At 61.3% G+C, this 17,069-nt stretch carries 14 protein-coding genes and 1 pseudogene; 13 read left to right on the top strand and 2 right to left on the bottom strand.

Going from position 1 to position 17,069, the window contains the following annotated elements; genetic code table 11:
* Window positions 1-717 carry an ABC transporter ATP-binding protein gene (locus tag MF410_RS08330; protein WP_097625445.1) on the top strand — a complete coding sequence of 239 codons (717 nt, stop codon included), beginning with the start codon at window positions 1-3 and terminating at the stop codon, window positions 715-717.
* The gene (locus MF410_RS08325; RefSeq protein WP_097625446.1) at window positions 707-1,909 is read left to right on the top strand and encodes an ABC transporter permease; all 1,203 of its coding nucleotides are present in this window, start codon (window positions 707-709) and stop codon (window positions 1,907-1,909) included. The genes MF410_RS08330 and MF410_RS08325 overlap by 11 nt, the downstream gene beginning before the upstream one ends.
* Window positions 1,910-2,058: 149 nt before the next feature.
* On the opposite strand, the pseudogene tnpA reads toward MF410_RS08325, so the two are convergent.
* A pseudogene (gene tnpA / locus MF410_RS08320) lies at window positions 2,059-2,489 on the bottom strand (IS200/IS605 family transposase).
* A gap of 318 nt (window positions 2,490-2,807) precedes the next feature.
* Here tnpA and MF410_RS08315 point away from each other — a divergent pair.
* The 5 genes from MF410_RS08315 to MF410_RS08295 all read left to right on the top strand — a co-directional run bounded on the left by MF410_RS08315 (window position 2,808) and on the right by MF410_RS08295 (window position 10,487).
* Window positions 2,808-3,563: an autoinducer binding domain-containing protein gene (locus MF410_RS08315; RefSeq protein WP_097625447.1), complete on the top strand. Its 756-nt coding sequence runs from the start codon at window positions 2,808-2,810 to the stop codon at window positions 3,561-3,563.
* 436 nt (window positions 3,564-3,999) lie between these two features.
* Entirely contained in the window at window positions 4,000-4,368 is a 369-nt protein-coding gene (locus tag MF410_RS08310) for a hypothetical protein (protein ID WP_131710887.1), read from the top strand.
* A gap of 17 nt (window positions 4,369-4,385) precedes the next feature.
* Window positions 4,386-9,299, top strand: a complete 4,914-nt coding sequence (locus MF410_RS08305) for a calcium-binding protein (protein WP_239620314.1) — start codon at window positions 4,386-4,388, stop codon at window positions 9,297-9,299.
* 81 nt (window positions 9,300-9,380) lie between these two features.
* Complete coding sequence (locus tag MF410_RS08300; protein WP_239620312.1) at window positions 9,381-9,680, top strand: VOC family protein; 300 nt, start codon at window positions 9,381-9,383, stop codon at window positions 9,678-9,680.
* A gap of 192 nt (window positions 9,681-9,872) precedes the next feature.
* A complete protein-coding gene (locus tag MF410_RS08295) occupies window positions 9,873-10,487 on the top strand; it encodes a GntR family transcriptional regulator (RefSeq protein WP_097628937.1) in 615 nt (204 codons plus the stop codon).
* A 50-nt stretch (window positions 10,488-10,537) separates the two neighbouring features.
* On the opposite strand, the gene MF410_RS08290 is transcribed toward MF410_RS08295, so the two are convergent.
* Window positions 10,538-11,350: a ferredoxin--NADP reductase gene (locus MF410_RS08290; RefSeq protein ID WP_097628936.1), complete on the bottom strand. Its 813-nt coding sequence runs from the start codon at window positions 11,348-11,350 to the stop codon at window positions 10,538-10,540.
* Window positions 11,351-11,461: 111 nt separating this feature from the next.
* Between MF410_RS08290 and MF410_RS08285 the strand changes: the two genes are divergently transcribed.
* The 6 genes from MF410_RS08285 to MF410_RS08260 are packed head-to-tail and all read left to right on the top strand — an operon-like array spanning window position 11,462 to window position 17,036.
* The gene (locus tag MF410_RS08285) at window positions 11,462-11,701 is read left to right on the top strand and encodes a hypothetical protein (RefSeq protein ID WP_239620309.1); all 240 of its coding nucleotides are present in this window, start codon (window positions 11,462-11,464) and stop codon (window positions 11,699-11,701) included.
* A complete protein-coding gene (gene pcsA, locus MF410_RS08280; protein WP_097628935.1) occupies window positions 11,698-12,426 on the top strand; it encodes a phosphatidylcholine synthase in 729 nt (242 codons plus the stop codon). Before MF410_RS08285 ends, pcsA begins: the two co-directional genes overlap by 4 nt.
* Before the next feature lie 10 nt (window positions 12,427-12,436).
* Complete coding sequence (locus MF410_RS08275; RefSeq protein WP_097628934.1) at window positions 12,437-13,417, top strand: quinone oxidoreductase; 981 nt, start codon at window positions 12,437-12,439, stop codon at window positions 13,415-13,417.
* Between the two features lie 39 nt (window positions 13,418-13,456).
* Window positions 13,457-15,025: an ABC transporter ATP-binding protein gene (locus MF410_RS08270; RefSeq protein WP_097628933.1), complete on the top strand. Its 1,569-nt coding sequence runs from the start codon at window positions 13,457-13,459 to the stop codon at window positions 15,023-15,025.
* 11 nt (window positions 15,026-15,036) lie between these two features.
* Window positions 15,037-16,119, top strand: a complete 1,083-nt coding sequence (locus MF410_RS08265) for an ABC transporter permease (RefSeq protein WP_097628932.1) — start codon at window positions 15,037-15,039, stop codon at window positions 16,117-16,119.
* Complete coding sequence (locus MF410_RS08260; protein WP_097628931.1) at window positions 16,116-17,036, top strand: ABC transporter permease; 921 nt, start codon at window positions 16,116-16,118, stop codon at window positions 17,034-17,036. The genes MF410_RS08265 and MF410_RS08260 overlap by 4 nt, the downstream gene beginning before the upstream one ends.
* Window positions 17,037-17,069: the final 33 nt, after the last annotated feature.

Here is a 17,069-nt window from a genome sequence, read left to right as displayed (position 1 = left end):
ATGGCAAGCCCGCCGCTCATCGAATTCAGGCAGGTCTCGAAAATCTACGGCGAGGGCGAGGCGGCGATCCGCGCGCTCGACCGCGTCGACCTGGCGATCAACGCCCATGAATTCGTCGCGATCATGGGGCCGTCTGGCTCCGGCAAGTCGACGGCGATGAATATTCTCGGCTGCCTCGACGTGCCGAGCGCCGGCGACTACATCTTCGAAGGCATTCCGACCAGCGGCTTCGACCGCAGCCAGCTGACGCTGCTGCGCCGCCACATGCTCGGCTTCGTCTTCCAGGGCTTCAACCTCCTGTCGCGCACCTCGGCCGTCGAAAATGTCGAACTGCCGTTGATCTATCGCGGCATGGCGGTGCGCGAGCGGCGCGAGCGGGCCCGCGAAGCCCTGGCGCTGGTCGGTCTCACCGGGCGCGAACATCACAAGACACAGGAACTGTCAGGCGGCCAGCAGCAGCGAGTCGCTATCGCTCGCGCCATCGTTACCGAGCCGGCGCTGCTCCTCGCCGATGAGCCCACAGGCAATCTCGACACCAGGACCAGCGTCGAGATCATGGATCTGATGACGCGGCTGAACCGCGAGCAGGGCATCACCATCGTCATGGTCACCCATGAGCCCGATATCGCCGCCTATGCCCAGCGGCTGCTGCGTTTCGTCGACGGCAAGCTGGAGACGGAAGTCGAGCACCGGAGGAGGGCGGATCATGTTCTTTGAGACGCTGAAACTGGCATTGCGCGCCATCAGCCGCAACATGCTGCGTTCCTTCCTGACCGTGCTCGGCGTCGTCATCGGCGTTGCCGCCGTCATCGCGCTGGTGACGATCGGCAATGGCACGACCGCGCAGGTCTCGACGGAATTGTCGCGGCTCGGCACCAACATGCTCTTCGTCCGCCCCGGCCAGTTCGGTCCCGGCCGGGCGAGCTCGGAAGCCAAGCGCTTCAGCGTCAAGGACGTCGCCGCCATCCGCGACCAGATCAGCGGCTTGAGGGCGGTCGCGCCGCTCAACCAGTCGACAGCGACGGTGATATCAGGTGGCCAGAACCATTCGACCAGCGTTTCCGGCACCACCAACGACTATTTCGTCGCGCAGGACTGGAACCTGGCGCTCGGCCGCAATTTCACCCCCGCCGAGGAGCGGGGCCAGTCCCGCTGCATCATCGGCGAGACTGTGCGCTCGCAGCTCTTCGGCGCCGCCGACCCGATCGGCCAGCAGATCCGCGTCGGCAAGGTTTCGTGCCCCGTCATCGGCGTGCTCGCCAAGCGTGGCCAGTCCGGCATGGGGACCGATCAGGACGATGTCGTCATCATGCCGGTCAAGGTGTTCCAGCGGCGCATCAGCGGCAACAGCAATGTGCCGCAGATCATCATCTCGGCCCGCGACGGGGTCTCCACCGCCAAGGTGCAGTCCGATGTCGAAGATCTGCTGCGCGAGCGCCGCAAGATCATCCCCGGCCGGCAGGATGATTTCAACGTCAACGACATGACCCAGATCGCCGAGGCGATGACCGGCACGACGACGCTGCTGACCGGCCTGCTCGGCGCGGTTGCCGCGATCAGCCTGCTCGTCGGCGGCATCGGCATCATGAACATCATGCTGGTTTCTGTCACAGAGCGAACCCGCGAGATCGGCATTCGCCTGGCGATCGGCGCACTCGAAAACCAGGTGCTCACCCAGTTCCTGGTCGAGGCGGTGGCGCTCTCGCTCTTCGGCGGCATCACCGGCATCGTGCTCGGCTTGAGCCTCGGCTTCGGCGCGGTGACCCTGATGAAGGTCCCCTTCGTCTTCAGCCCCCTGATGGTCGCCGTCGCCTTCCTCTTCTCCGCCGCAATCGGCATGATCTTCGGCTATTTCCCGGCGAGACGGGCAGCACAGCTGAACCCGATCGAGGCGCTGCGGCACGAGTGACGCATGATGAATGCGTCATGGTGCATGAGGATCTCACGAGTAAGTATCCCCCGGCAAAGCCGGGGGCTTTAAGATGTGAGCCGCTCAAAGCGGCTGGATGGGGACGCTGACGCGGCCCCGGTTTCAATGCGCCACCTGAAGGTGGCCGTTCAACGCCACAGGTTCAATTGCTCAAGCCTGTGGTCTTCCTTCTCTTGGTTGCGGATATAATCGCGGATCGTCTCCTCATCACGACCGACGGTAGACACGAAGTACCCACGCGCCCAAAAGTGCTGCCCGGTAAAGCCGCGCTTTCTCTCACCGTAAACCCGCGCAAGGTGGATGGCGCTCTTGCCCTTCATGTATCCAACAACCTGACTGACCGCGTATTTTGGCGGGATCGACAGCATCATATGCACATGGTCGGCATCAAATGCCCTTCCTCCACACGGCTTTCACGCTGTTCAGCCAGTTTCCGGAATATCTCGCCAAGGTGCTGCCGCAACTCGCCGTAAAGCGTCTTGCGACGGTATTTCGGGATGAAAACGACGTGATATTTGCACTCCCATCTGCTGTGGCTTAAACTTTCAAACTCGTCCATCGTGACTTGACCTTTCGTGTGCTTGGCGGCTCACAAAGGAAAAGTCGCGGTGGGCTCCAGCAAATGTCAAACTGTTACTGCCACCCCGGCACAGCCGGGGGAACTCTCACGTTCGTTTAGCCGTGCTGGATGGACAGCTGTCCGAATGCTTAAGATTCCCTCCGCAGTGTCGCCTGACAATTGTCAATTCTGCATCGCAATAATGCAGACTGGATAAATACAACCCAAACTGTAAAATCCGCGTGTAATAAATGTATATCAAAAGCATGCGGGCCGCTTCGGCCTGCTGCTGATTAGAAATATTGATTTCGGAAGAAAATGTCTGTCGATCAGCGTATCCTGCAGGAAGCATTCCACTGCATCCGCAACCTCCATGAAATTGGCCATCTCTCAGCAATTGTCCACCAACTGCGAGCATTGGTCGGGGCTGCCAATCTTGCCTATCAAGCTCTTTTCATTCCGGGCCGGGTGACCAATGAACGGCTCGTTGCAGAGACCTATTCCGACAGGTGGAAGAAACTCTATCAGTCGAAAAATTACGTTCGCACCGACCCCATCGAGATCGCCGCACGCAAAGCATCTCAACCGTTAGACTGGAGCCACTTGAAGTCTGTGTCGAAGGAAACCGCGTCCTTCTTCGCGGAAGCCGAGCGCCATGGCGTCGGCAATAATGGCGTCTCCATACCTCTTGTCGATGCCCAGGCCGGGCGGGCGCTGTTCAGCGTCACATCAAATCTCGAGGGGGACGATTGGGCGACGTTCAAGGGCCGTACTCTGCCATCGCTCATTCAGATCGGCAAAGCCATTCAGGTCAGGACGGCTGAGATCGAGACAAAACCCGCAGCGCAGGCTTCTCGCATTTCCGCATTGACCGCCAAGGAAACCGATTATCTGGCGCTTTACGTCGCCGGCCACGAAGTCAAACAGATTGGCGATATGCGTTCGGTTTCGGGCACCGCCGTGCGAGCTGTCTTGAATTCCGTCACGGAAAAACTCGATGCGCGCGGGCCGCGTCATGCCGGCTATCTCGCCGTTGCGCTCGGCATTATTCCGACCTCGATCATTTTCAAATAGCTCCGAAGACGGGAGAGAAGTAGCTCCGTCCGCCTTGTCGTCGCAATTCCTATGCGTCGTTCGTTGGCGCTTTCTGAGGCCGCGGCTCGTGCTCTGAAATGTTGTGGAATAATTTCTCGGAGATGACTCGATTTGCAGCTATTCGAATTTCTTTTTCATTGAATTCGAATGTTACCTTAAGAGATTGAATTCAATCAAAAATAGATATTTTATAGATACTTACATCCGAGGTTTAACACTATAGCGGGCATGAGTTCCGCCTTATGTCAAGATTTTAAATTAAAAGTTGCACCTGAATTTCTGTCATCCTAACGATCTCATGGGGAGTTATAGCGGCGAGAAGGATGCAGGTGCTGGGTAGGAAACAGCCTCAGGAGTATCGGAGTTGCCTTGCCGCTTCAGGTGGCGTGTTTCTCTTTTCACGCCTAATCAATAGTTGGAGCTCACCAAACCGATTTTCATGGTCGAGGTCTGCGATCAGGCGATGCTGAGCAAGAGCGTTCCGGCCCTGATCGCCCCAATCCTCCTCGCAACAGGACTCTTGATGGAGGTCATTCGCTCGCACGTGATGCTACGCATGGCTGCAGTGGTTGATGGTGCGCTGACAAAACACGCCTTTGCTGTGATTTCAGACGATATCTCAAGACGAACGGCAAAAGCTCGCGATCTCAAGCTCTTACCGGTCCACGCAGGTTTTCATTCGCAGGACGGATCGAATGGTCCTCCCTTATTTCCTGAAGCCAATCAGCGACCACGTCGAGCACGTGTCTCGGGACGACCAACATCATTTCTTTTCCACATTTGAATCGACAGGGGGCTAAAATGGCAGTCATTACGGGAACGGCAGGTAACGATACTTTGAATGGCACTAGCGGAGATGATCAGATCTCCGGCCTCGGAGGCAACGACATCCTCATCGGCGGCGCAGGGGCGGACCGATTGGATGGTGGCGCCGGTGTCGACACGGTTGACTACTCGACCTCGGCGGCTGCGGTGAACGTCGACTTTTGGACCAATACGGGCAGCGGCGGCGATGCTGCCGGCGACACCTATGTTAACATCGAGAAGGCGATCGGCTCGGCCTATGGTGACACGCTGGTCTCGGCGGTGCCAGGACATGTGCTGCAGGGCGGGGCTGGAAACGACGTCTACATCCTCGGCGTTCAGGGCGTCTCCGTCGTCGAAGCGGCGGGCGAGGGCGACGACACAGTGCAGACGGCGCAGGGGACGTTGAGCATCGCGGGCTACGCCAATGTCGAGCGGCTGACCTTCACCGGCAGTGTCAACTTCGTCGGCACGGGCAATGCCTTGGACAACATCATCACCGGCGGGATCGCCAACGATACCCTGGACGGCGGCGCCGGCAATGACCAGCTGTTCGGCGGCGCCGGCACCGACATCCTGATCGGCGGCGCAGGCGCAGACCAGTTGGATGGCGGCGACGGCGCTGACAATGCGAGCTATAGCTCGAGCACGTCGGCTGTGACGATCAACCTGAAGACCGGCGTGTACACCGGCGATGCGGTCGGCGACACCTTCACCTCGATCGAGGGTTTCATCGGCACGGGTTCTGCCGACACCTTCGTAAGCGGCTCCGACGCCAGCTTCTTCAACGGCGGCGCCGGCGTCGACACGGTGGATTATTCGACCTCGACGGCTGCGGTGAACGTCGACTTCTGGACCAGCACGGGCAGCGGCGGCGATGCTGCCGGCGACACCTATGCCAACATCGAGAAGGCGATCGGCTCGGCCTATGACGATCTGCTGGTCTCGGCGGGACCCGGGCACGTGCTGCAGGGCGGGGCCGGGAACGACGTCTACATCCTCGGCGTTCAGGGCGTCTCCGTCGTCGAAGCGGCGGGCGAGGGCGACGACACGGTGCAGACGGCGCAGGGGACGTTGAGCATCGCGGGCTACGCCAATGTCGAGCGGCTGACCTTCACCGGCAGTGTCAACTTCGTCGGCACGGGCAATGCCTTGGACAACATCATCACCGGCGGGATCGCCAACGATACCCTGGACGGCGGCGCCGGCAATGACCAGCTGTTCGGCGGCGCCGGCACCGACATCCTGATCGGCGGCGCAGGCGCAGACCAGTTGGATGGCGGCGACGGCGCTGACAATGCGAGCTATAGCTCGAGCACGTCGGCTGTGACGATCAACCTGAAGACCGGCGTGTACACCGGCGATGCGGTCGGCGACACCTTCACCTCGATCGAGGGTTTCATCGGCACGGGTTCTGCCGACACCTTCGTAAGCGGCTCCGACGCCAGCTTCTTCAACGGCGGCGCCGGCGTCGACACGGTGGATTATTCGACCTCGACGGCTGCGGTGAACGTCGACTTCTGGACCAGCACGGGCAGCGGCGGCGATGCTGCCGGCGACACCTATGCCAACATCGAGAAGGCGATCGGCTCGGCCTATGACGATCTGCTGGTCTCGGCGGGACCCGGGCACGTGCTGCAGGGCGGGGCCGGGAACGACGTCTACATCCTCGGCGTTCAGGGCGTCTCCGTCGTCGAAGCGGCGGGCGAGGGCGACGACACGGTGCAGACGGCGCAGGGGACGTTGAGCATCGCGGGCTACGCCAATGTCGAGCGGCTGACCTTCACCGGCAGTGTCAACTTCGTCGGCACGGGCAATGCGTTGGACAACATCATCACCGGCGGGATCGCCAACGATACCCTGGACGGCGGCGCCGGCAATGACCAGCTGTTCGGCGGCGCCGGCACCGACATCCTCATCGGCGGCGCAGGTAATGATGTGCTCCAGGGCGGCGACGGCAACGACAGCCTCACCGGCGGCGCGGGGGCAGATCAATTGGATGGCGGCACGGGCAACGATACAGCAGCCTATACCGGCCAGGTCACCCTTAATCTGAAGACCGGCGTCCATACAGGCGATGCGGCCGGCGACACCTTCAGCGGCATCGAGATGCTCAGCGGCTCGTCCGCCAACGACACTTTCGTCGGCAACGGCACTACCATCACCTTCAACGGCGGCGCCGGCACCGACATCGTCGATTATTCCACCTCGGCTGCGGCCGTCAACGTAACCCTTGGGGCCGCCGGGGTGACGACGGTTGCAACGGGCGGCGACGCTGAAGGCAACAGCCTCGTCAACATCGAGCGAGTCGTAGGATCGTCCTTCGCCGACACCTTGGGCTCTTCCACGTCTGGACACACCCTCGTCGGCGGAGCGGGAGACGATATCTATCTCGTCGACAACCAGGGCGTCACCATCGTCGAGGCCGCTGGCGAAGGTACGGACGAGATCCGTACCACGCTGACAACCTTTTCAATGGCGAACTACACCAATGTCGAGCGGGTGACCTTCACCGGCACCGGGGCAGTGAACCTGACCGGCGGCGCCGGCGATGACATCCTCATCGGAGGCGCGGCCAATGATATCCTGGACGGCGCCGGCGGGAACGATACCCTGATCGGCAGCGGGGGCGCCGACCAGCTGATCGGCGGCACAGGGACGGATACCGCCAGCTATGCCAATGCGGCGGCTGCGATCACGCTTAATCTGAAGACCGGGGTCCACACCGGCGACGCCGCCGGCGACACCTTCACCGGCATCGAAGCATTCGAGGGCTCGAGCTTCGACGACACCTTCTTCAGCTCAGCTTCGGCAGATAATCTGAATGGCGCAGCAGGCACTGATACGATTGACTATTCGCTCTCCAGTGCTGCGGTAAACGTCGATCTGACGACCAACATCGTTAGCGGTGGCGATGCGGCGGGGGACGTTCTCGCCAATTTCGAGCGGGTCATTGGCTCTTCCTTCGCCGACACCCTGGGCTCGTCGACATCAGGACACAGCCTCGTCGGAGGAACCGGAGATGATATCTATCTCGTCGGCAACCAAGGCGTGACGATTACGGAGGCTGCTGGAGAGGGTACGGACGAGATCCGCACTACGCTGGCAACCTATTCGATGGCGGCTTTCGCCAATGTCGAGCGGCTGACCTTTACCGGCACCGGCAACGCGACCCTGACCGGTAATAGCGGCAATAACGTCATAACCGGTGGAACCGGCAATGATACGCTGAATGGCGGCGCCGGAGCCGATCAACTGATCGGCGGTGCGGGCACGGATACCGCCAGCTATGCCAATGCGGCGGCCGCAATCACTATCAATCTGAAGACTGGCGTCCACATTGGCGACGCCGCCGGAGACACCTTCAGCAGCATTGAGACGTTCGTCGGCTCTTCCTCCAAGGACACCTTCGTTGGCAACGGCACAGCCGTCACCTTCAACGGCGGTGTCGGCACCGACACCGTCAGCTATTCCTCTTCGGCTGCAGCGGTCAGCGTGATCCTTGGGGCTAGCGGAGTGACGGCCATCGCATCGGGCGGCGACGCGGAGGGCAACAGGCTCGTCAGCATCGAGCAGGTCATCGGTTCGGCCTTCGCAGACACGCTCGGCTCGACCGCCACGACCACCCAGACGCTGCAGGGCGGCGGCGGCAACGATACCTATGTTGTCAGCTCCCAGAACATCGTCATCACCGAATCGGCAGGCGGAGGCGACGACGAGATCCGCACCACTGCGACCTCCTACTCGATGGCGGCCTACGCCAATATCGAGCATCTCACCTTCACCGGCGCCGGCAACGCGACCCTGACCGGCAATGCCGGCGACAACGTCATAACAGGTGGAATAGGCAACGATACGCTGATCGGAGGTGCCGGAGCCGACCAGTTGATCGGCGGTGCGGGCGCGGATACCGCCAGCTATGCCAATGCGGCGGCGGCAATCACTCTCGATTTGAAGACCGGGGTCCATACAGGCGACGCCGCCGGCGACAGCTTCGACAGCATTGAAGCTTTCGTAGGGTCGAACTTCAACGACACCTTCTTCAGCTCAGCTTCGGCGGACAATCTGAATGGCGGAGCGGGCACTCTGGATACGATCGATTATTCGCTCTCCAGCGATGCGGTAGATATCAACCTGACAACCAAGGTCGTCAGCGGTGGCTACGCGTCAGGTGACGTTCTGGCCAATTTCGAGCGGGTCGTTGGCTCCTCCTTCGCCGACACCCTGGCCTCTTCCACTTCGGGACACGCCCTCGTCGGAGCCGCGGGAGACGATATCTATCTCATCGACGCTCAGGGTGTGACGATCACGGAGGCTGCAGGAGAGGGGACGGACGAGATCCGCACCACACTGACAAGCTATTTGATGGCGAACGATGCCAACGTCGAGCGGCTGACTTTCACCGGCACCGGCAATGCAACACTGACCGGCAACACCGGCGACAACATCATCACCGGTGGAACCGGCAATGATACGCTGAATGGCGGCGGCGGAGCAGACCAGCTTCATGGGGGCAGCGGCGATGATACGCTCTTTAGCGGCACTGGCGATTTCCACCTCTATGGCGACGACGGCAGCGATACCTTGAACCTGATATTGGGCCAAGGTTTTGCAGATGGTGGCAACGACGGCGACAGCTACCATGTGAACATGGCTCTTGCTGCGACGATCAAGGACACTGGTGTCGAAGGAAGTGACGCGGTGTATCTGGACAGGGTTCTATCCTTGGCGGATTTGGATAACCTGAGAGTGGGGGATGATCTCGTTCTTCAATCTCATGCCGACGCGACGCCCGGCACAGGCTATGAAAACGCCACGGTGATACTGCAAGACTGGTACGCCGGAGCAAACAGCATCGAGTTCTTCTACCTTGCGGATGGCACGCAGGTTTCGGGAACTCTGTTCAGCTAAGTTTGGCCTGAGGCAACGCAGCCGCAGGAACAGCGGTTGCGTTGCACTCAAAGTAAACTTGAGGAGACATGAGGCGCCGTCATGCCGCTCAACAGGCTGGTGATCTACGCCGGGAACGTCGAGGAAACGGCGCGGTTTTATGAGAAGCACTTCGGATTTAAGGCGACCAGCTTGCCCGGCGATCGCATCGTTGAACTCGTCGCTCAGGACGGCGGCGCCAATATAATGCTTCATCAGGCCGCCAAAGGGCAGCGGGGCGGCCAATCCATCGTCAAGCTTGTATTCGACGTGGACGCCAACCCCGCTCTCTGTCCTCCTCGGCTTTGGGCCGAGGATCCATGCCATTACCGCTGGTGGATGTGGTGTGGATGCTCGGCTTAAGGCCGAGCATAACGGAGGTGGGGCGAGGGAAGGGAGTTCTTTGCGGCGTAGACCACCAGGTCAGCAATCGCATTCGTCGAATTCACACCGCTGTTATCTCTTTGTCTCTATTCCGATATTTCAATGCCGACTTGTCTTCGGCTTTTCGCCGTGCGACAAGGTGATATATCAGATCGGCAGCGGATTTTCAGCATGCAGACCTCACAGAGCCATCTTGCCTATCTTGCGCTGGAACACCTGATCGTCACACTGGCGCTGAAGCCCGGGGCGCTCGTCACCGAAAAACAGCTGATCGATATGGCGGGCCATGGGCGGACGCCGGTGCGGGAGGCCATTCAGAAGCTCGCCTGGCAGGGGCTGATCTTGGTAAAGCCGCGCGTCGGGCTGCAGATTGCCGAGATCGCGCCGGAGGATCATGGCAATGTCATGCAGGTGCGCCGTGAACTGGAGCCGATCGCGGCAAGCCTCGTTGCCGAGCATGCCACGGACGAACAGCGCGGGCGCCTCGGCGACTGCGCCCGGGCCATGGACAAATGCGCCGCCACGGGCGATCTCGCCGGCTTCTTTGCCGCCGACAAGACCTTCGACGAAATCCTCGAAGAGGTCTGCCCGAATGGTTTTATCACCGCGGCGCTCGGCCCGGTGCAGACGCATTCGCGTCGCCTCTGGTACTCCACCGCAAACCCGGAGCGAATGGATCGCGCCATCGCATTGCATGTCGCTGTCATCCAGGCCATCCACCGAGGCAAGCCGGATGCGGCGCGCGCCGCGATGGCGATGCTGATCGACTATCTCGCCCAGACATAAAAACGGCCCCGTTTCCGGAGCCGTTGTCAGGTCTGATTGTCGGAAAAACCTCAGCCGACGAAAGCGCGCTCGATGACGAATTCGGCGGGCTTGCTGTTGGCGCCTTCGTTGAGGCCGGCCTTTTCGAGCAGTTCCTTGGTGTCCTTCAGCATGGCCGAGGAGCCGCAGATCATGCCGCGGTCGATCGCCGGGTCGAGCGGCGGTACGCCGAGATCGGTAAACAGCTTGCCCGACGAGATCAGGTCGGTGATGCGGCCGCGATATTCGAAATCCTCGCGCGTGACGGTCGCATAATGGCGCAGCTTGTCGCCGACCACTTCCTTCAGCAGCTCGTCATTCTGGATCTCGTTGACGAGGTCGAAGCCGTATTGCAGCTCGGCGACATCGCGGGTGGTATGGGTGAGGATGACTTCCTCGAACTTCTCATAGGTCTCGGGATCGCGGATCAGGCTGGCGAAAGGCGCAACGCCCGTTCCCGTCGAGAACATGTAGAGACGACGGCCTGGTGTCAGCGCATCGAGCACCAGCGTGCCGGTCGGCTTCTTGCGCATCAGCACCTGATCGCCCGGCTTGATCGCCTGCAGATGCGAGGTCAGCGGGCCATCCGGCACCTTGATCGAGAAGAATTCAAGCTCTTCGGCCCAGGCGGGGCTGGCGATCGAATAGGCGCGGAAGACCGGTTTGCCCTCGACCATCAGGCCGATCATCGCGAATTCGCCGGAACGGAAACGGAAGCCCTGCGGCCGGGTCATCGTGAAGCGGAAGAGCCGGTCCGTATAGTGCGTGACATCGAGCACCGTCTCGGCATAGACGCCGGCGGGGATGGACAAGGCGAAGTCTTCGGTCTTTGCAGGCGCGTTCATTTCGGTAGCGGATCCCGTTTCGTCGGATGAACAGTCGGATGCGAGCGAGATATTACAAATCGGGCCGGAATTAAAGGCATTCCATTCCACGCGACGCTTCTAAAGGGAAATATGCATGTCATCGTCAGGATTCAATGGCTGGCGGGGAATGTCGTATTTCCCGCTGGCGAAGCCCGGCAAAGGATGCATATTAGAGCAGCACGCCGGAAACGGATGCCGGTTTTCGGCAAAAATGGTGCGACAACAAAGACCTACGGCGTCGAACCCGATTCAGCAACAGGGTTCGGCGATGGTGGCGAAAAAAAGATGCTTGCCGGGGCGAGCGCGATCAGGGCGGTCGGGGGAATATGAAGATTTTCAACTACAAGCGTGTTCCTTATGCGGAGATGCGCGCCTTTTCCGTCCATATCCTGACGGCATCCGGCTCCTTCCTTGCCTTTCTCGGCGTCGTTGCCGCCGCCGAACACCGCTTCATCGACATGTTCTGGTGGCTGGGCCTCGCCCTTCTGGTTGACGGCATAGACGGGCCGATCGCCCGCAAGGTGCGCGTCAAGGAAGTGCTGCCGAACTGGTCGGGCGATACGCTCGACAATATCATCGACTACGTCACCTATGTGCTTCTGCCGGCCTTCGCGCTTTATCAGAGCGGCATGATCGGCGAGCCCTGGTCCTTCGTCGCCGCCGGCATGATCGTCGTCTCCAGCGCCATCTACTATGCCGATATGGGCATGAAGACGGACGAGTATTTCTTCTCCGGCTTCCCTGTCGTCTGGAACATGATCGTCTTCACGCTGTTCGTCATCGATGCGAGCGCCACGACGGCGCTCACTGTTGTCATCGTCTCGGTGGTGCTGACCTTCCTGCCGATCAATTTCCTCCACCCGGTCCGGGTCAAAAGGCTGCGCCCGCTCAACCTCGGCGTCTTTTTCCTGTGGTCGGCGCTGGGGATTTTTTCGCTGCTGATGCATTTCGACACGCCCGAATGGGCGCTCATTCTCTTTATCGTGACCGGGGTCTATCTTTACGTCATCGGCGCGGTGCTGCAATTCTTCCCCGCCCTCGGACGAAAAGCTTAGGACAAGCCAGATGACGAAAACGCAGGCGATTTCATTTTCGAGAACGGGCGGGCCGGAGGTCTTCGATTACGTCGAGCTCGATCTGCCGCCGCCCGCAGCCGGCGAGGTGCAGATCCGCCAGGCGGCGGTCGGCCTCAATTTCATCGATGTCTATTTCCGCAACGGCACCTATAAGGCGCCGCATTTGCCCTTTGTCACCGGCAAGGAGGGCGCCGGCACGGTGACGGCAGTCGGCCCCGGCGTTACCGATTTCAATATCGGCGACCGCGTCGCCTATGCCGGCGCCGACGGCGCCTATAGCGCCGAACGCAATATCGAGACGCGGCATCTGGTGCTTGTGCCTGACGGCATAGAACTCGAAACGGCAGCGGCGATGATGCTGAAGGGCATGACCGCCGAATATCTCTTGAACCGCACCTTCAAGGTCGGCCCGCAGACGGTCCTACTGTTCCACGCCGCTGCCGGCGGCGTCGGCCTAATCGCCGGCCAATGGGCAAAGGCGCTCGGCGCCACCGTCATCGGCACGGCGGGCTCCGAAGACAAGATCGAGCTGGCGCTCGCCCATGGCTACGACCATGTGATCAACTACAAGAGCGAAGACTTCGTCGCCCGCGTGCGCGAAATCACCGGGGGCAAGGGCGTCGATGTCGTCTACGATTCGATCGGCCGCGATACTTTTCCACAGTCGCTCGACTGCCTGAAGCCGCGCGGCCTTTTTGCCTCTTTCGGCCAATCCTCCGGGCCGATCGAGAACTTTACCCTGGCGATGCTGGCGCAGAAGGGCTCGCTGTTTGCGACGCGGCCGACGCTCTTCACCTACATCGCCGCCCGCCAGGAGCTGACCGACAGCGCCAAGGCGCTATTTGATGTTGTGCAAAGCAACAAAGTGCGTATCAATATCAATCAAACCTATCCCTTGCGTGAAGTTGGGCAGGCTCACGCGGATCTGGAAACAAGAAAAACAACAGGAACGACGCTGCTGATTCCATGAGATCCGAACGGACCGATCGGCAGAAGAAATGAGGGGAACGTGTCGCCATTGAATGTGCCGGAACCCGGTGCGTTGTTATCCGTCCAGAAGCTGACGAAGTTTTTCGGTGGCTTTGCCGCCTGCAATGAAATCGATCTCGATATCGCGCCGGGCGAAATTCACGCGCTTCTCGGCGAAAATGGCGCAGGCAAATCCACCCTGGTGAAGATGCTGTTCGGCGTGCTGGAGCCGACGCACGGGCATATCCTCTGGCAGGGCAAGCCGGTGTCGGTCGCCTCGCCGGGCGAGGCCCGCAAGCTCGGCATCGGCATGGTCTTCCAGCATTTTTCGCTGTTCGAGGCGCTGACCGTCGCCGAAAACATCGCGCTGTCGCTCGACGACTCCATCCCGATCGGCAAGATCGCCGAGCAGGCGAGGGCGCTGTCTCAAGCTTACGGCCTGCCGCTCGATCCGCATGCCCATGTCGCCGATCTCTCCGTCGGCGAGCGCCAGCGCATCGAGATCGTCCGCGCGCTGCTGCAGAACCCGAAGCTGATCATTCTCGACGAGCCGACCTCGGTGCTGACGCCGCAGGAGGCCGACCGGCTGTTCGAAACGCTGTTCAAGCTGCGCGCCGAGGGCCGCTCGGTTCTCTATATCAGCCACCGCCTGGAAGAGGTGCAGCGCATCTGCGATCGCGCCACGGTGCTGCGCCATGGCAGCGTCACCGGCGCCTGCGATCCGAAGCAGGAAACGCCGGCCTCGCTTGCCCGCATGATGGTCGGCAGCGAGGTGGCGAGCGTCACCCATCCCGAGCGGAGCGACAAGGGTGAGGTGCAGCTTGCCGTTGCCAACCTTTCGGTCGCACCCCGCACGCCTTTCGCCATGCCGCTGCGCGACGTCTCGATGGCGGTGCGCGCTGGCGAAATCCTCGCCATCGCCGGCGTCGCCGGCAACGGCCAGAGCGAGCTTTTCGATGCCCTCTCCGGCGAATATCCGGTCGCGTCGGCAGAAGCGATCGTCATTCGCAAGAAGCCTGTGGGCACGGAGGGCATCACCGCCCGCCGCCTGCTCGGCGCCGGTTTCGTGCCGGAGGAGCGGCACGGCCATGCCGCCGTCTCCGCCATGAAACTGTCTGACAATCTGGTGCTCGCCCGCAGCCAGTCGGACCGCAAGGCCTTTCTCGGCCTGCTCGGCATCATCCGCCATGGCGCGGTGAAATCTGCCGCACGGCGGATTTCCGAGGCGATGGATGTGCGCAAGAGCGGCGACGACCCGGCCGCAGGCTCGCTCTCCGGCGGCAATCTGCAGAAATTCATCGTCGGCCGCGAACTCGACCGCCAGCCGGCCGTGCTCGTCGTCAACCAGCCGACCTGGGGTGTCGATGCCGGGGCTGCAAGCCGCATCCGCCAGGCTCTGGTCGATCTGGCAAAGGCCGGCTCCGCCGTCGTCGTCATCAGCCAGGATCTCGACGAGATCTTCGAAGTGGCGACCGATATTGCCGTCATCTCCGAGGGACGCCTTTCCAGCCCGTTCCCGGCTGGCGAACTGACACGCGAAAAGATCGGACTGCTGATGGGCGGCCTGCACCAGAGCGGTGGTGCCCCAGAGGCGCCGCATGCGCATTGAAGAGGCAGCCCATGCGCATTGAACTCGAAAAACGCCCCGACGTCTCGAAGCTCTATACCTTCGTCTCGCCGCTGCTGGCCCTTGTGCTGACACTGGTGTTCGGCGCCATCATGTTTGCCATGCTCGGCAAGGACCCTGTGGAGGCGCTGGACGCCTTCTTCGTCGAGCCGCTGCTCGAGGTCTGGTCTCTGCACGAACTGGCGATCAAGGCGGCACCGTTGATCCTGATCGCTGTCGGCCTGGCGGTCTGCTACCGCTCGAACAACTGGAATATCGGCGCCGAAGGCCAGTTCACCATCGGCGCCATCACCGGCTCCTATCTGCCGATCGTCTTCTACGACTGGCACTCGCCGCTTGTCCTGCCGCTGATGCTCATCCTGGGAGCGCTCGGCGGTGCGCTTTTCGCCGCCATTCCGGCGCTGTTGAAGGCGCATTTCAACACCAACGAAATCCTGACGTCGCTGATGCTGGTCTATATCGCCCAGCTCTTCCTCGACTGGCTGATCCGTGGCGCCTGGCGCGATCCGAAGGGCTTCAACTTTCCGGTCTCGCGCGATTTCGCGCCTGAGGCGGTGCTGCCGGCGATCTGGGAAGAGTCGGGCCGGGCCCATTGGGCCTTCATCTTCGCCCTCATTGCGGCCGTCGGCGTCTGGTTCATGCTGCGCTACACGCTGAAAGGCTTCGAGATCGTCGTGCTCGGCCAGTCGGAACGGGCAGGGCGCTTTGCCGGTTTCTCGTCGAAGAAAATGATCTGGTTCAGCTTCCTCTTCTCCGGCGCCCTTGCCGGCCTCGCCGGGATAGCCGAGGTCTCCGGCTCGATCGGCCACCTGCAGCCGGCGATCTCGCCGGGCTACGGCTTCACCGCCATTATTGTCGCCTTCTTGGGACGCCTCAATCCGCTCGGCATCATCGCATCGGGCCTGGTGCTGGCATTGACCTATCTCGGCGGCGAGGCCGCACAGCTGTCGCTCGGCGTTTCCGACAAGGTCACCCGCGTCTTCCAGGGGCTGCTGCTCTTCTTCGTGCTCTCCTGCGATACGCTGATCTATTACAAAATCCGCATCGTCTGGTCGCGGGTCAGGGGCGCGGCATGAGCATCTTCGAAGCAATTCTGCTGACCGTCATCACCGCCTCGACGCCGCTCGTCATCGCAGCGCTGGGCGAACTCGTCACCGAGCGCTCCGGCGTGCTCAATCTCGGCGTCGAAGGCATGATGATCATGGGCGCGGTCGCCGCATTTGCCGGAGCGCAAATGTCGGGCTCGCCCTATGTCGGCATGGTCTGCGGCATTGCCGCAGGCGCGCTTTTCTCGCTTCTCTTCGCTTTCCTGACGCTGACGCTGGTGGCAAACCAGGTGGCAACGGGTCTGGCGCTTACCCTTCTCGGCCTCGGCGTGTCGGGCATGCTCGGCGAAGCCTATGTCAGCATGCCCGGCATTCGTCTGGGTGAGATCGTTATTCCGCTCCTCTCCGGCATCCCGGTCATCGGCCATGTTCTCTTCCGGCAAGATCTGATCTTCTACCTGTCGATTGCGCTTGTGGTCGGCGTCAGCTGGTTCCTGTTCCGCAGCCGGGCCGGGCTGAAGCTGAGGGCGATCGGCGACAGTCACGCTTCGGCCCATGCGCTCGGCATTCAGGTTATCCGCACGCGCTATCTGGCGGTGATGTTCGGCGGCGCCTGCGCCGGTCTTGCCGGCGCCCAGCTGTCGCTCGTCTATACCCCGCAATGGGCGGAGAACATGTCGGCCGGACGCGGCTGGATCACGCTGGCGCTGGTGGTCTTTGCCTCCTGGCGGCCGTGGCGGGTCTTTGCCGGCGGTTATCTCTTCGGCGCGGTCACCATCCTGCAACTGCACGCGCAGGCCTTCGGTCTCGGCATTCCCTCACAGTTCCTCTCGATGCTGCCCTATGCCGCGACTATTGTGGTTCTCATCATCATTTCTCATAATCGGCGCACGACGTTGATCAATACGCCCGCCTCGCTCGGAAAAGCCTTCGTGCCGGAGCGATAAGGCAAAGACAAAGACGGGTTTCCGCAAATAACT

The sequence above is a fragment of the Rhizobium sp. C104 genome (assembly GCF_022354505.1).
In the GTDB taxonomy this organism is placed as follows: Bacteria; Pseudomonadota; Alphaproteobacteria; order Rhizobiales; family Rhizobiaceae; genus Rhizobium; species Rhizobium redzepovicii.
Note: the sequence above shows the minus strand (reverse complement) of the source record. Positions and strands in the feature narration are given on the sequence as shown.

Excerpts from the sequence above, each read along its gene's own strand:
- MF410_RS08330 (WP_097625445.1), top strand. The coding sequence starts at position 1 with ATGGCAAGCCCGCCGCTCATCGAATTCAGGCAGGTCTCGAAAATCTAC.
- MF410_RS08325 (WP_097625446.1), top strand. The coding sequence starts at position 707 with ATGTTCTTTGAGACGCTGAAACTGGCATTGCGCGCCATCAGCCGCAAC.
- MF410_RS08315 (WP_097625447.1), top strand. The coding sequence starts at position 2,808 with ATGTCTGTCGATCAGCGTATCCTGCAGGAAGCATTCCACTGCATCCGC.
- MF410_RS08305 (WP_239620314.1), top strand. The coding sequence starts at position 4,386 with ATGGCAGTCATTACGGGAACGGCAGGTAACGATACTTTGAATGGCACT.
- MF410_RS08300 (WP_239620312.1), top strand. The coding sequence starts at position 9,381 with ATGCCGCTCAACAGGCTGGTGATCTACGCCGGGAACGTCGAGGAAACG.
- MF410_RS08295 (WP_097628937.1), top strand. The coding sequence starts at position 9,873 with ATGCAGACCTCACAGAGCCATCTTGCCTATCTTGCGCTGGAACACCTG.
- MF410_RS08290 (WP_097628936.1), bottom strand. The coding sequence starts at position 11,350 with ATGAACGCGCCTGCAAAGACCGAAGACTTCGCCTTGTCCATCCCCGCC.
- MF410_RS08285 (WP_239620309.1), top strand. The coding sequence starts at position 11,462 with ATGCATGTCATCGTCAGGATTCAATGGCTGGCGGGGAATGTCGTATTT.
- pcsA (WP_097628935.1), top strand. The coding sequence starts at position 11,698 with ATGAAGATTTTCAACTACAAGCGTGTTCCTTATGCGGAGATGCGCGCC.
- MF410_RS08275 (WP_097628934.1), top strand. The coding sequence starts at position 12,437 with ATGACGAAAACGCAGGCGATTTCATTTTCGAGAACGGGCGGGCCGGAG.
- MF410_RS08265 (WP_097628932.1), top strand. The coding sequence starts at position 15,037 with ATGCGCATTGAACTCGAAAAACGCCCCGACGTCTCGAAGCTCTATACC.
- MF410_RS08260 (WP_097628931.1), top strand. The coding sequence starts at position 16,116 with ATGAGCATCTTCGAAGCAATTCTGCTGACCGTCATCACCGCCTCGACG.